Source organism: Niveispirillum sp. BGYR6 (genome assembly GCF_027568365.1).
GTDB lineage: Bacteria > Pseudomonadota > Alphaproteobacteria > Azospirillales > Azospirillaceae > Niveispirillum.
Genome location: NZ_JANLNL010000010.1, coordinates 154,906 through 168,314, shown reverse-complemented (window position 1 = coordinate 168,314; position 13,409 = coordinate 154,906). Strand labels below are relative to the sequence as shown.

The following is a 13,409-nucleotide window of genomic DNA, read 5'->3' as shown; positions in this document are numbered from 1 at the left end:
TCCCCTGGTCAATGCCCCAACCTATGATCTTCCTTACAGGGAGTGCAAGTAAGGAAAGGACCATGGCAGCCATCCTTACGGCGCGGGGGCAGACACTTACGCCCCGGGGCGTGGGCTAAACGCCCCCGTCAGGTAGGGTTGAGCCCCCCGGTCTGTAAGGATGAGGGCCAAAAACCTGAGGATTCCTGCGGCTCTGCGGTTCCCTGAATCTATACAAGAATCCTGAAAACCAAAAACAGGTGTTTTGCAGTGCGATTGCTGTCCTGTTTGGCGGGCAAATTCCGCTTCAGCGCCGGTCAGAGCGACTCGGGCGACAGGATTCCTTACCTCTCGGGGGTGTAAATGTGATTCGTCTCCAAGGAATGGGCCCCCGATTCCCTTACGGCTTGGGGGCGTGCGGCGGGGTGGTGCTTATCCTTACTGTTTGGGGGCTGCAGCGGCGGGTTTTCCCCCGGGGTGTAAGGATGTGCGCGGAATTTTGCCCCCAAACGGTAAGGATAGGCCTGTATCAAGCCGCTATTCTTTTATCTGTCTCATATATTTCAATGGCTTACACTCCCCCGCGGCGTAAGGAAATGATCGGATTCCAGGGGGGCAGCGAAGAGTCAAGCCACCCCCTGCCCGTAAGGTTGTCCCGAGTCCCACAGACCAAGCTTACTTCCTGGGGGAATGGCCCTTGGCTGATCCTTACTGTTTGGGGGCGATTTTCCTGCAGAAACGACAAACGGCGCCGGATTTCCGGCGCCGTTTGCTCTGCGAAACTGAACCCTTACAGGTCGGGGGCGGGCGACTCCTTGGCCAACGGCCGGTAAGTTGCTGATTTCAGGGCTCCCCCAAACGGTAAGGATGGAAAAAGCTCAGGAAGCGGCGCGCGCTGCTTCCCGCAGACGGATGCTGCTGGCCTGTGGCCCCATCGGCCCCTCTTCGCGCGCCCGCACCACCTCCACCAACGTGCCGACGCTGAGTGTTTCGAACCGTTCCCCCTGCACGGCGGTACGGTTGAAATAGAGATCGCCGTCCCGCATCTCCACGAATCCGTAATCCTGTTCGGGGAACAGCCGCACCACCTTGCCGGTGTCGGGGGCCGAGGCGTGATGCTTCACAATCCCCTTATGGATCCGGTTGGCCTGTTCCAGCTGGCGTTCCATCACCTCAAACACGCGGTTGATCACCAGGGTGTGATCCTGCTTGGCGTCGTGGCGGGGTTCCTCATCCCGGGCGACCAGGGTGTTGTGGCCGGGAATATTCACTTCCAGGGCGATTTCCAGCGGCAGCTTGCCGCTGGCGGCGGCGCGATGGGGGATGGAAAGCACCGCCCGGCAACTGGTGATGGCCTGATGTACCCGTTTCAGCTTCTCCACCCGGTGACGGATTTGCGCCTCCAGAAAGGCGGAGCTGTCCATGTCCTTGAAGGCGATCTGCAGCGGAATGTCCATTACGTCAGTCCTTTCCCCTTGATGCGGGTTCCGGTCCGGTCGGGACATGGTTTGAAACGGTCCCGACCGCCGGGTTACGGGGGCGATGGCACTGTCGGCCTCAGCCCCTGTCCGATGGAAATCCGGTTGATGCGTGTTGGAAAACGCTTCTCCTTGGACGGGGTTCCTTATTTGCAGGTGGGGCCGCCTGGCAGGGGCTGCAACCCCGGACGATGGAAAAATCACCTCTCATGAGATATTGCGAATCATTCTTAATAACGATACGGTGGCCCCATCTTTCCCCCTGCCATGGTGTTGATGATGCGCAGCCTGCGACTTGTCTGGAACAACCAAGCCGATCTGCCCGCCCCCATCCGGGCGGAGATGCCTTTTGTGGCGCTGACCCCGGCGGCGCGGCTGACATTGTGGGGGATGCGCTATTGGGCCACCTGTGCCCGGCATGGGCGCTGCCCGGCCCTGATGCTGCGCGATGTCTATCGCAGTGCCGGGGTGCCGGATGCGGCGGCCAGCATCGACGGGCTGATGCGGATATTCGCCACGGCTTCCCGCCGCGCGCCGGCCCTGGGCTGCCCGGCCTGCACGCGGCTGACCGATGATGAGGCGCAGATCCTCAACGGGGTGCGGGCGCTGCAGCGGGACGAGGGGCTGGGGGCTGAGGTGATCCTGACCGCCTGGCTGCCGGTGCAGGCGGCGGAACGGGCGGCCCCGGCGATGGAAGGGCTGGCCCGCCTGCTGCGGCAGGGTGGCTTTGATCTTGCCTGCGACCGGGCCCCGGTGCTGACCCCGCCGCAGCGCCTGCATTGATCGGCGGCCTTCCATCCCTGCGACAACAGGGGAATGGACAGGGGCGGCCACGCGTGGCACCCATTAAGCATGAAGGCGATACCGCACCCGGTGCCGCGCGGCGGACAATGGCTCACCATTCTGGTGCTGGCGGCCTTTTGGCTGCGGGCCCTGGTGCCGGCCGGCTATATGCCCGATCCGGCCGGGCTGTCTTCCGGCGGCTGGGCGGGTTTTTCACTCTGCCGGGCGGGATTGCCGGCCGGCACGGCGGACCGGGATGGTCCCCTCATCCTGCATGGCGGTGACCATTGCCTGTTCGCCGCCATGTCCGGCCTGCCCGCCCTGGCTGGGCCGGTTTTGCGCCTGCCGGTGCAATGGGTTCTGTCCGCCGCTACCGCGATGGACAGCAGGCGCGCACCCTTCAGCATCACCCTGGGAATTCCACCTGCACGGGGGCCGCCTGGGGCTTGAGCCAGCCCCATCCCCCCTAGAATATCCTTATATGAATACCCAAGGGTGACATGATGAATTACTTTGCCAAGCATCTGGCGCTGGCCTCCCTCTCCATGCTGGCGCTGACCGGCATGGCCGCTGCTGCCACCGTGACGGTGACGGAACCCTTCTCCCGCGCCACCGCGCCCACGGCCAAGGTGGGGGCTGCCTTCCTGACGCTGGCCCTGGACCAGGGGGAGGACAAGCTGCTGTCCGCCAGCAGCCCGGCAGCGGAGAAGGTCGAACTGCATAATCATGTCATGGAAAATGGCGTGGCGCAGATGCGGTCCGTGGCGGCCATACCCCTGGTGGCCGGCACGCCGGTGCAGTTGCAGCCCGGCGGGCTGCACATCATGCTGATCGGCCTGAAGCAGCAATTGAAGGCGGGCGACGCCGTGCCGCTGACGCTGAATTTCGAAAAGGCGGGTGCCGTTTCTGTCAGTGTTCCGGTCAAGGGTCCGGGTGCCCGTCCGGCTGCCGGGGCGGAGCAGGGTGGCCATAACGGCCATCAGCATTAAGCCGGGAGGGGCCGATGAAACGCCGCATGTTATGGACCGGCATCGCCATTCTGGGCGCTGTCGGTTTCCTGGGGGCCGCCCTGCTGGTGGCGGATCATCTCCGCCCCTTTTCGCAAGCAGACCAGGGCCAGGGGCGCGCCGATATCGGCGGCCCCTTCGCCCTGACCGATCATACCGGCGCGCCGATCACCGAGGCGGCGCTGCAGGGCAAGGTCAGCCTGATTTATTTCGGCTATAGCTATTGCCCGGATATCTGCCCCACCGACCTGCAGTCGATCGGGGAGACGCTGGACCTGCTGGGCAATGAACTGCCGGACGCCCAGGCCCTTTTCGTGACGGTTGATCCGGAACGGGACACACCGGAACATCTGGCCGGCTATGTCAGCCTGTTCCATCCCAACCTGCGGGGGATGACCGGCACCCCCGATCAGATTGAAGCGGTGAAGAAGGAATTCCGCGTCTATTCCAAGAAGGTGTCGGCCGAAGAGGCCGGCACCACCGAATATCTGGTCGACCATTCCGCCTTCATCTATCTGTTCGACCGCCAGGGCCATTTCGTCCGCGTCTTCGGCCATGGCGTGCAGGCCGCTGAAATGGCTGCGGCCATGAAGGCCGTTAGATCTTAAGGGGCGCTCCCCCAAGCAGTAAGGAAAGCCCCAGCGGTCGATCCGCCGCTGGGGGATAGGCCGCCCCTATCAGGCTGATCGGATCATTCGATTGTACGGAATTCTTTTCCGGGCTTACTGTTTACCCATGCCCAGCGGTTGGCGTTGGGAGGCGATGTTGCGACGTCGCAAGCGGGGAACAGGAAGCCATCATGCAAGATCGGGAACCGGCCAAACAAATCGGACCCATGGCGCGGGCGCTCTATCGCCTGGCGGCCAGCTTCTGTCTGATCCTGGGGATCATCGGCATTGTGCTGCCGGTCCTGCCCACCACGATTTTTCTGATCCTGGCGGTCATCTGCCTGATCCGCGCTGGCGACCACCGGGCGGAACGGCTGCTGGCGCATCCGCGCTATGGCGCGCCGATCCGGCTGTTCCTGGATCATGGCGCCATCACCCGCCGGGGCAAGGCCCTGGCCCTGGGCGGTATCAGCCTGGGCATGGCCTTTCTGGTGCCGCTCGCACTCTCCCTGCCCTGGCTGGGCGTTGGAATCATGGCGATCCTGGCCGCTGCGGCCAGCTTCATTATCACGAGGCCGGAACCGCTTGCGGTTCCCGTGCAACGGGGTCGGCAACGCTGACCCTGTTTTCCTTCAGTAAAACTTAAAAAAGCCCACGGTCGCCAACACGTGGGCTTTCTTTTTTTGGGGGAGGGCAAAACCAAGGGTCATGGGACATGATCCTTGGAGGCCAGCACCCGCCGGACTCCAATCCGCCAAGGGTTAAACCCACGGCGGGGTGGTATTACTCACCCGTCTTGCGCCCCAACATGCCGCGCAGCAATTGCGCGCCGGGGGCAATGGCGGCAGACAGGATGATCTCCCCCTCCTCGGTCAGGGAGATTTTCAGCCTCTGCCCCGGCCGCACGCGCAGATGGGCCTGCATTTCCGGCGTCAAGGTCAATGACCCATCGGCCTCCAGGGTAATTTCACTATGCATGATCGGGGTCCGGTTGAAGCTTCACCCACCGAACCTAGTGCGCCCGGCCGGGCAGCGCAATTGCTGGTTCATAACCATCATGGATAGGTGATTGACAGATTAGTCGCGGCAATAAAATATAAAGATATAGCTTTGCATCATTTACGGGGGCGACATGTTGATCGGCTTGTTGGGGGCGGTGCGTGACCCGTTCCGCCCTGTCGCCCCAGAACTGGCGCCGCTGCTGTCGCCTACCAGTGTGCTGCGCCCCTTCCCGTCCCGTGTGCCGGCCTTCCCCTTCACCCCGTTGGAGCAGGCGCTGCAGCAGGTGGGGCATCTGGAAGCCGGGCTTGCGGCAGCAGAGGCTGGCTGTGATGTGCTGGTGATCGACAGTCTGGGGGATTACGGTCTGGCGGCACTGCGCGCGGCCACCGCGCTGCCCGTCTTCGGGCCAGGGGAAATGGGGATGGCGGCCGCCGCTGCAGGCGGCCGCCGTTTTGGCATCGTCACCGTCTGGCCAGCCTCCATGAACTTCATTCCGGAAGGGTTGCTGCGCACATATGGCCATGAGGCCGCCTGCATCGGCATCGCCAATGTGGGGGCGGAGGCGGAACTGGACCGGCTGGCCGGCCCTGATGGCTATCTGGCCCAGGTGCGCGATGGGGCAGCGGCAGTGCTGGATGCCATCGCGGTGGCTATTGCCGATATGGCGGGCAGGGGGGCGGCAGCAGTGCTGCTGGGCTGCACCTGCATGTCGCCCCTGGCGGCGGCGCTGGCGGCGCGCGCCCCGGTCCCGGTGATCAACCCGCTGGCCAGTGCCGTGCTGGCGGCGGAACGGGCAGGGGTTTGGGCCGGCGGGGAACGGGTGATTGCCCGGCCCGGCCGGCCCGATCTGGTGAAACGCATGGTGGAAGGGGTGGCGGACGAACCGGCAGAGGATTGCCCGGTCTGTGTCGTCGCCAGCAACGTGGGAGAATAAAAATGGGACGCAGCGTGGCCGAAATCACCTTGGCGCATCCGGTGGAGGCGGCCCCGACGGCGGCGGACTTCACCCTGATCCACCGTGATCTGCCCGACAATCCGCCGCAAGGCATGGTGCATGTGCGGCTGTTATGGCTGGGGCTGGACCCTTATCTGGGGCCGCGCATTCGCGGCCGCCATATGGGCGAACCCCGGCCGGTGCCTGGCGGCCCGTTGCCGGGCGAAGGGGTCTGCCAGGTGCTGGCCTCCGCCGCAGATGGCTTTCAGCCCGGTGATTATGTGGTGACCGAAGCCGGCTGGGCGGAAGAGGCGATGGTGCCGGCAGAGACTGTACGCCGTATTGATCCCAGCCTGGGGCTGACGGCCCAACTGGGCCTGCTGGGAATGCCGGGTGTCACCGCCTGGGCCGGCATCACCCAATTGGCCAAGGTGCAGGCCGGCGATGTGCTGTGCATCAATGCCGCTGCCGGCGTGGTGGCGGGCACGGCCGGGCAGATTGCTAAGGCGGCCGGTGCCCGCGTCATTGGTATTGCCGGCGGGCCGGATAAGTGCCGGCTGGCCCTGGAACAATATGGTTTTGATGCCTGCGTCGATTACCGGCTGGAAGGCTGGCAACAGCAATTGGCCGATCTGTCAAAGGAAGCAGGCGGCTTCAGCATCCATTTTGAAAATGTCGGCGCCAGTATGCTGCAGGTGGCTTTGCCGCTGCTGCGTCCCTATGCGCGGGTGGTGCTGTGCGGGCTGGCCGAACATTATGGGGCTGGCACGCCGGCCATGATCAATGCCGGCATGATCATGTTCCGGCGGGCCACAGTGCATGGGCTGATCGTCTATGATTTCATTCCGCGCCGGGCGGAATGGGTGGAGATGGCCCGCCCCCTGATCGCCAGCGGCGCCCTGCGGGAAGCCAATGATGTGGCTGTGGGGCTGCAGGCCGCCCCGGCGCAGCTGGAAAAGGTGGTGCGTGGCCAGTCCAATGGCCGCGCCCTGGTGCGGGTGGCGGGGGACGCAGCATGAACGGCCCCATCCGTATCCGGCGTGGCTTTGCTGACGGCCCGCATGGGCAAATCCATTACCGGCGGGCGGGGCAGGGGGCCCCGATCCTGCTGTTCCACGCCTCCCCCGCCAGTTCCAAACAGCTGGAACCGGTGATGCTGGCCCTGGCCGACCGCTTCGATGTCATTGCCCCGGACACACCGGGCAATGGCGACAGCGACGCGCCCGCCCTTCCCGGCGGGCGTCGTCCGCAGATGGCGGATTATGCCGCCAATGTGCTGGCGCTGATGGATGCGTTGGAAGTTGCGACGTCGCATCTTTACGGCTCCCACACCGGGGCGGCCATCGCGGCGGAAACCGCCATCCTGGCCCCGGACCGCGCGTTGAGCGTGGTGATGGACGGGGTGGCGGCCTTTACGCCAGAGCAGCAGGCGGAATATCTGGCCCGCTACGCCCCGACCTTCAGCCCGACGCTGGAGGGGGATTACCTGCAGCGGGCCTTCATGTTCTGCCGCGACCAGTATAGTTTCTTTCCCTGGTACAGCCGCGATGCCGCCCATCGCCGCCCCACCGGCCTGCCCAGCCCGCAGCGGCTGCATGAACTGGTGCTGGATGTGCTGAAGGCGCCGGAGACCTATCCTTGGGCCTATCACGCGGCCTTCGTCTATCCGACCCTGGAGCGTATCCGGCTGATCACCTGCCCGGTGCTGGGGTTGATCGGGGCCAGCGATCCGCTGGGCGATGATACACGCCGCGCCCTGGCGCTGGCCCCCCATGGCCAATGCCGGGAAACGCCAGCCTTCGGTGCCGATGGCTACGGGCCGGCGGTGGCGGCGGTGATCAAGGATTTCATCGGTTGTTGAGAAAAGCGGCGGCCCGGCCGCCGCTTTCAGGCAATGCCATTAGCCCCGAATTCCATAAAGGCGGGGCGGCGGCAAAGCCGTTCCCACCAATCGGCCACAGCCGGCAAGGGCACATGCTCTATCGGGGTCTGCATCCATCGGTTGGTTGAAAGCCCCAGCACAATATCGGCCAGGGTAAAATTCTCCCCCGCCACATAGCCACCTGTCTTCGAGAGCTGATCGTCGAGAATATGCATCTTGCCGTTCCAGGCCCGGATGCTGTCGGCGATCAATTCCTTATCCAGAAAAGCCGGACTCTGGCGCACCAGGGCCATGAAGGCATAGCGCCAGGCGGGATTCAGTTCGGTGGCCTGCCAATCCATCCACATGTCCACCCGGGCGCGGGCCAAGGGAACGGTCGGCAGCAGGTCGGCGCGTTCTGCCTCCCCCGCCAGCCAGCGGCATATGCTGTTTGATTCCCAAAGATAGCCATCCGGCAGGGCCACCACCGGCACCTGTCCATTGGGATTGATCTGCCGGAATGCTGCGGTGTCGACGGGTTGGAAGCCGCTGCCCCAATCCTCCCGCACGAAGTCCTGGCCAATTTCCCGGCAGGTCCAGAGAACTTTGCGGACATTGATGGAGCTTGCCTTGCCAAGGATGCGTAACGGACTCTTCATCATGGGGGCGTCGGCTTATGCCAGGGCATTGTTCACCGCCTGACGCTGGGCGCTGGTCATGCTATCCAGTTGGGCAGAGGTGAAGGCTTTCACCTGCTTTTCCGACATGGATTCGATCTGGCTGGTGGAAAGGGCGCTGATCTGGCTGCTGGGCATCGCTGCCACCTGATCCGTGGTCAGGCCGGTCAGCTGCGGGGGCGTCAGTTGGCTGATCTGGCTGGTGGTCAAGGCGGTGAACTGACTGACGCCGACCGCTGCGATCTGCGCCGACGACACTTGGCTGAACTGGCTGCCGGTCAGCGACTGCATCTGCGCCGCGGTGAAGTTGGCGAACTGGCTGGGTGCCATGCCGCCGATCTGCGTGCCGGTGAGGGCGGCCACCTGGCCGCTGCCCAGGGCGCGCAGCTGCACCCGCAGCAGGCCGGAAAGCTGCTGCCCGGTCAGGCCCGGCATGGCGCTGGTGGACAGGGACTGCAACTGGGTGTTGGACAGCGCCTGCAGCTGGTCGCTGGTCAACCCGCTGACCTGGGTGGAGGATATGCCGCCCAGCTGGGCCGTGCCGATGGAACCGATGCTGGCGGCGGGAATGGCCCCCAGTGCTGAGGGGGAGAGCGCCTGCACCTGATTGGTCAGCATGTTGCTGACCTGATCCGGTGTCAGCCGGCTGATGAAGCCGGTGGACAGCCCCGCCACCTGCGTGGTGGTGAGATCCTGCAATTGCGTGCCGCTGAAGGCGGCCTGCTGCGTGGCGTTCAGCTGGTTGAGCTGGGCCACGTTCAGCAGGCCGATCTGGCTGGAGGTCAGGGCACCGACCTGGGCGGAGGACAGCGCCCCCACCTGGGCGCTGGACAGGGCGTTCAGCTGCGTCCCGGTCAAGGCGGCGAACTGCACTGTGCCGATGGAGCTGACGAAGCCGGTGGACAGCCCGGCCACCTGCGTGGTGGTCAGGGCCTGCATCTGGCTGGCGGAAAGGCCGCCGGCCTGGCTGGCGGTCAACCCGCCCAGCTGGGTGGCGGACAAGGCGGCGATGCCGCTGGTGCCCAGCGACTGGATTTGCGCCTGGCTCATGGCGCCAAGCTGGGCCGCTGTCAGGGAAGGCAGCTGCTGGGCCACAATCACGCCCAGCTTTTCCGTCTGCAGGGAGGCGACCTGGGCCGGGGAGAGGGCGCCGACCTGGGCAGCGGTCAGCCCGCTCATCTGCGTGCTGCTGAGCGCGTTCAGCAGGCCGGCAGACAGGCTGGCGATAACACCAGTGCCCAGCGCGCTGACCTGCCCGGTGCCCATCAGCCCCAGCTGGGTGGTGCTGAAGCTGTTGACTTGGGCAGCGGTCAGCCCGCTCACCTGGCCGGTGCTCAACTGGGCCAGCCGCGTATCGCTGAGTGCTGCCAGCTGGGAGGGTGACACCGCCTTCATCTGGTCTGAGGACAGCGTGGCGAACTGGGCGCTGGACAGGGCTTCCAGCTGTTCACCGCGCAGCCCGGCAGCGGCCGTGCTGCTGATGGCCCCCAGCTGGCCGGTGCTGAGCCAGGGCATCTGGCTGGCCGTCAGGGCATTGATCTGGTCGGCGGACAGGCCGGCGATCTGGCGGGTGCCCAGGGCCTGCAGCTGCGTCTGGCTCAACATCGGCAGGCTGACGGCACCGATGGCGCCCAGCTGCGTGGCGGACAGCGCCTGCAGCTGCGGCACGGTCAGCTGGGCCACCTGATCGGGTGACAACTTGCTCATCTGGTCGGGTGTGAACAAGCCAATTTGCGTTGTCGTCAGCCCGGCCATCTGCTGCGGTGTCAGCGCGGTGATCTGGCCACCGGTCAACCCGGTGATGGCGGCATTGGGCAGGGCCGCCATCTGCGCCGGGGTCAGCCCAGCCAGCTGCGCCGGGCTGAGTGACCCCAGCTGTGCCGCTGTCAGGCCGGAAATCTGCGTGTTGGTCAGGCTGGCCAGCTGGTCGGGCGACAGCAGGGCGAACTGGTCGGTAGAAAGCCCTGCCAGCTGGGGCGCCGTCATGCCGGCCAGCAGTTCCGGGCTCAGATTGGTGATCTGGGTGGTGTTCAGCCCACTGATGGCCGCCGGCGTCAGGGCGGCGAACTTCACCGTGCTCAAGCCATTCAGATTGTTGATGTTCAAGACGGCGACCTGTTCCGCCTTCAACCCGCCAATCTGACCCACGCTGAGGCTGGCAAACTGTTCCTGCCCGATGGAGGCCACGCGGGTCTGGCTGAGGCTGCCGATCTGCGTGGCCGTCAGGCCGGAAAGCTGGCTGACGGAGATTTCGGCAAAACGTTCATCGCTGAAGGAATTCAGCTGATCCGCCGTCATGGCACCAAACTGGCCGGCTGTCAGCCCGGCGAACTGGCTGGCAGTCAGGCGGCCCATGAATTCGTTGCTGACACCCGCCACCTGGCTGTTGCTCAGCCCCGCCAGCTGCTCCGGCGTCAGTGCGCCGATCTGATTTTCGCTCAGGCTGTTCAGCTGGGTCACCGTCAAGTTCTTGACCTGGGCCACCGTCATGCCGCCGATCTGGGCGGGGGTCAGCTGTGCCACCTTTTCCGGGGCCAGCCCGCCCAGCTGGCCGGCGGCTAGGCCGGCCAGCTGGGTAGCCGACAGGGCCGCCAGCTGTTCCCCGCTGATGGCGTTGATCTGGGTGGAGGAAAGGGCCGACAGCTGGGTGGTCGACAGGGCCGCCATCTGCGTGCCGGACAGCCGGGCGATCTGGTCGGCCGTCAGCGCCTTGATCTGCCCGGAATTCAACAGGGCCATCTGGCTGGTGGTCAGGGCGGCCACATCCTCACCCTGCATGGCGCCGATCTGGGTGGCCGACAGCGCCTTCAGCTGCACTTCCGACAGGCTGGCCACCTGTTCCCCGGAAAGGGCGGCCACCTGTGCGGTGCTGAGGCTGGAGATGCTGGAGGCGGCCAGCCCGCCGATCTGGGTGGTGTTGAGGGCCGTCACCTGCTCGGGCGTCAATCCCCGGATCTGGGTGGTGCTGAGGCTGGCCACCTGCTCGCTGGTCAGGGCGGCCAGCTGATCGGGCGACAGGGCGGCAATGGCCAGGGTGGTCAGGCCCTTGATCTGCTGGTTGGTCAGCCCGGCCAGGGAGCTGCCGGTCAGGCCGGCGATCTGGCCATCGCTCAGTGCGCCGATCTGCCCCGCCGTCAACCCGCCCAGCTGCGTGCTGGACAGCCAGGACAGCTGCACATTGCTGAAGCCGGAAAGGGCGCTGTTGTTGAAACCGGCCAGCTGGGCGCGGGACAGGCTTTCCACCTGAGTCTGGTTCAGGGCCGCCGTCTGGGTGCTGGACATGCCTTTCAGCTGCACGGCCGTCAGATTGGCCATCACATCGCCGCCGATGCTGCCAATCTGTTCGGCGGTGATGGCGCCGACCTGGGCGGCGCTGAAGCTGCGCAGCTGGGTGGCGGACATGGCCGCCAGCTGACTGCCGGTCAGCGCCGTCATCTGGTCGGTGGAGATGGCGGCCACCTGGGCCGGCGTCAGGGCCGACACTTGTGTGGTGGACAGGCCGCCCAGCAGTTCCGGTGCGACGCCCCGTACCTGGCCGGGGTTGAGGGCGGCGACCTGCGTCGAACTCAGCGCGGAAAGCTGGTTGCCGGCCAGCATCCCGATCTGGCTGGTGGTCAGCGCGCGCAGCTGCACCGTGGTCAATGCCGCCAGCTGATCCTGGCTCAGCGCCGTGATCTGCCCGCTGGTCAGGGCGCCCACCTGCGGGGCCGTCAGCGCGGCCAGCTGGGTGGTGGACAAAATGGCGACCCGCCCTTCCGGCAGGGCCTTGATCTGGTTGGCCGTCAGGGCGGTCAGCTGGCCCTTGCCCAGGCTGCCGAACTGATCATCGGTCAGGCTGGCCAGCTGGGTGGTGGTCAGCACGGCCACCTGGGAGGGGGTCAGCGCCGTCAGCTGGGTGCCGGTCAGGGCGGCCAGCCGTTCATCATTCAGGTTGGACAGCTTGGCCGGGCCGATTTGGGCGATCTGGGCGGGGGTCAGCACGCCGATCTGGTCGGCGCTGAGATTCTGGAACTGGGTGGTGGTCAGTGCGTTGATCTGCGCCCCGTTCAGTCCGGCCACCTGGTCGGGGGACAGGGCGGTCATTTTTTCCGCCGGCAGCCATTTCACCTGGGCCACCGACAATTTGGAGAGCTGACCGGGGCTGAAAGCCGCCAACTGACCTTCTGTCAGGGCACCCAGCTGGGCCTGGGTCAGCCCCATCATCTGGGCCGGGCTCATGCTGCCGATCTGTTCGCCGGACAGGCCCTGAACCTGGGTGGTGGTCAATGCTGCCAGCTGGCTGGCGGTAAAGCCCTTGAACTGTGCCTCCGGCAGGCTGGACAGCAGGTTTGTATCCAGCCCCTTCACCTGTCCCGTTGTCAGGGTGCCGATCTGGGCCGGGGTGAAATTTTGCCATTGCGCGGCGGACAAGTTGTTCAGCTGCGTCAATGTCAGGCTGCGGACCTGCACGGTGGACAGGCTGGCCAGTTGGGTCGGGCTCAACCGTTCCAGCTGGGTGTCGCTCAACGACGCCATCTGTGCTGCGGTCAGGCCCTTCAACTGGTTGGTGGACAGGGCCCCCACCTGATCCGCCGTCATCGCATTCAACTGGTCGCCGGACAGGGCCGCGATCTGGCTGCTGGTCAGCGCCCCGATCTGGTCTGTGCTGAAGCTGGCGATCTGCGTGGTGGACATCGCCTTCAATTGCGGCGCCGTCAGTGCGGCCACCTGGGTGGTGGAGAGGGCGGCAATTTTTTCAGGGGTCATTAATGCCACCTCCCGCGGGGTCAACCCGCGGATCTGGCTGACCGTCATGGCGGAGAAATCATCGGCCTCGAAGGCTTTGAACTGATCATCGCTGAGGGCGGCCAGTTGCGCTGCGGTGAAACCGATCTGGCTGCTGTTCAATGCCTGGATGTGGGCGGTGGTCAAGCCACTGATTTGCCTGACAGAAATGGCGGCAATCTGCGGCTTTGTCAGGGAACCGATATCCTCCAGATCGAACGATCGGATCTGGGTGGCCGTCAACGTTGACATTCTCTGCGGCGTCAGGCCGCTGACCGGACCGGTATAGTTCGGCAGAGTGATCGTCGTGGCCATT

12 protein-coding genes are annotated in these 13,409 nt (G+C 65.2%); 8 read left to right on the top strand and 4 right to left on the bottom strand.

The annotated features are described in order from the left end of the window. Window positions 1-857: 857 nt before the first annotated feature. Window positions 858-1,436, bottom strand: a complete 579-nt coding sequence (locus tag PCJ49_RS19195; protein WP_269912356.1) for an HPF/RaiA family ribosome-associated protein — start codon at window positions 1,434-1,436, stop codon at window positions 858-860. Window positions 1,437-1,733: 297 nt separating this feature from the next. Between PCJ49_RS19195 and PCJ49_RS19190 the strand changes: the two genes are divergently transcribed. From PCJ49_RS19190 to PCJ49_RS19170, 5 genes are all read left to right on the top strand, one after another. Continuing rightward, window positions 1,734-2,240 (top strand): hypothetical protein, encoded by a 507-nt coding sequence (locus PCJ49_RS19190; protein ID WP_269912355.1) that lies wholly within the window; start codon window positions 1,734-1,736, stop codon window positions 2,238-2,240. Window positions 2,241-2,309: 69 nt separating this feature from the next. Further along, the gene (locus PCJ49_RS19185; protein ID WP_269912354.1) at window positions 2,310-2,690 is read left to right on the top strand and encodes a hypothetical protein; all 381 of its coding nucleotides are present in this window, start codon (window positions 2,310-2,312) and stop codon (window positions 2,688-2,690) included. Between the two features lie 50 nt (window positions 2,691-2,740). After that, entirely contained in the window at window positions 2,741-3,229 is a 489-nt protein-coding gene (locus tag PCJ49_RS19180; protein ID WP_269912353.1) for a copper chaperone PCu(A)C, read from the top strand. A gap of 14 nt (window positions 3,230-3,243) precedes the next feature. Further along, on the top strand, window positions 3,244-3,855 hold the full coding sequence (locus PCJ49_RS19175; protein ID WP_269912352.1) for an SCO family protein: 612 nt from the start codon (window positions 3,244-3,246) through the stop codon (window positions 3,853-3,855). A 191-nt stretch (window positions 3,856-4,046) separates the two neighbouring features. Further along, window positions 4,047-4,475, top strand: a complete 429-nt coding sequence (locus tag PCJ49_RS19170; RefSeq protein ID WP_200820015.1) for a YbaN family protein — start codon at window positions 4,047-4,049, stop codon at window positions 4,473-4,475. Between the two features lie 163 nt (window positions 4,476-4,638). Here the strand turns inward: PCJ49_RS19170 and PCJ49_RS19165 are convergent, their stop codons facing one another. After that, on the bottom strand, window positions 4,639-4,833 hold the full coding sequence (locus PCJ49_RS19165) for a hypothetical protein (protein WP_269912351.1): 195 nt from the start codon (window positions 4,831-4,833) through the stop codon (window positions 4,639-4,641). Between the two features lie 154 nt (window positions 4,834-4,987). Between PCJ49_RS19165 and PCJ49_RS19160 the strand changes: the two genes are divergently transcribed. Genes PCJ49_RS19160 through PCJ49_RS19150 form a run of 3 tightly spaced genes read left to right on the top strand, consistent with a single transcriptional unit; the run spans window position 4,988 to window position 7,652 of the window. Then, the gene (locus tag PCJ49_RS19160) at window positions 4,988-5,791 is read left to right on the top strand and encodes an aspartate/glutamate racemase family protein (protein WP_269912350.1); all 804 of its coding nucleotides are present in this window, start codon (window positions 4,988-4,990) and stop codon (window positions 5,789-5,791) included. A gap of 2 nt (window positions 5,792-5,793) precedes the next feature. Continuing rightward, the gene (locus PCJ49_RS19155) at window positions 5,794-6,810 is read left to right on the top strand and encodes an NADP-dependent oxidoreductase (protein WP_269912349.1); all 1,017 of its coding nucleotides are present in this window, start codon (window positions 5,794-5,796) and stop codon (window positions 6,808-6,810) included. Beyond that, window positions 6,807-7,652: an alpha/beta hydrolase gene (locus tag PCJ49_RS19150; RefSeq protein ID WP_269912348.1), complete on the top strand. Its 846-nt coding sequence runs from the start codon at window positions 6,807-6,809 to the stop codon at window positions 7,650-7,652. The genes PCJ49_RS19155 and PCJ49_RS19150 overlap by 4 nt, the downstream gene beginning before the upstream one ends. Before the next feature lie 26 nt (window positions 7,653-7,678). Here PCJ49_RS19150 and PCJ49_RS19145 read toward each other — a convergent pair whose 3' ends face one another. Further along, window positions 7,679-8,314 (bottom strand): glutathione binding-like protein, encoded by a 636-nt coding sequence (locus PCJ49_RS19145; RefSeq protein WP_269912347.1) that lies wholly within the window; start codon window positions 8,312-8,314, stop codon window positions 7,679-7,681. A gap of 12 nt (window positions 8,315-8,326) precedes the next feature. Beyond that, window positions 8,327-13,408 (bottom strand): hypothetical protein, encoded by a 5,082-nt coding sequence (locus PCJ49_RS19140; RefSeq protein WP_269912346.1) that lies wholly within the window; start codon window positions 13,406-13,408, stop codon window positions 8,327-8,329. Window position 13,409: the final 1 nt, after the last annotated feature.